This window comes from Priestia sp. BR_2, from assembly GCF_041954005.1.
Taxonomy (GTDB): Bacteria; Bacillota; Bacilli; order Paenibacillales; family Paenibacillaceae; genus Paenibacillus_AQ; species Paenibacillus_AQ lautus_A.
Genome location: NZ_JAVFHM010000362.1, coordinates 1 through 744 on the forward strand (window position 1 = coordinate 1; position 744 = coordinate 744).

Annotated in this window: 1 protein-coding gene; it reads right to left on the reverse strand. The window is 43.8% G+C overall.

Annotated elements, in window-relative coordinates; translation table 11 throughout:
• Positions 1 to 744 (reverse strand): extracellular catalytic domain type 1 short-chain-length polyhydroxyalkanoate depolymerase (locus tag RB298_RS33390; RefSeq protein WP_486050629.1); only part of this gene is annotated, 744 nt, incomplete at both ends.

The following is a 744-nucleotide window of genomic DNA, read 5'->3' on the forward strand; positions in this document are numbered from 1 at the left end:
GCTTCTTCCACCAGATACTGTTGTACCTGGTAAAGTTTGATCTGCCGTATCATCAATATTGTTACTATCCAGCCCATCAGACGCTCTATCATTTGTTTGAGCCCATTGCGATAGTATTTGATGCGCATTTATAGGCGCAACAGTGTAGTCAGCTGTCCCATGAAACAAAATAACTGGAACCACTCGTTTATGCTCTCCCATGGCTGAATAGGCTAAATCCCCTTGTTGGATAGGATTAGAACCTCCACTGCTCATTGCTGTATAAGCACCTGTCACACTCGTGGCTGCTTTATATTCTAAGCCCGCCCCAACGCTGATAGCGGCAAATATGTCTGGATAAGTAGCTCCCATAATAACACTCATAGCTGCACCAGCAGATAGCCCTCCAACAAAGATTTGGTCGGCATCTATTGAATAACTGCTTTTTATTTGATTAACCATTCCAGCAATTAACTCTGGTTCACCGCTTCCCCTTGATTGATGAGCGGTATCAAACCAGTTCCAACACTTATTTGAATTAGCAGAAGAGGGCTGTTCTGGATAGAGGACAAGGAACTTCTCTGTTTCTGCCAGTGCATTCATTTGCGTTCCTGCTGCAAATTGATCAGGATCCTGAGTACAGCCATGTAGCATAACTACTAGAGGTAAGGCAGCACCTCCCTGATAACTGCTAGGTACGTACAGTTTGTATGTTCTTCCGTTATATGTTTTAGAGGTAAAACTTCCTGCGGCTGAAGAAGATAC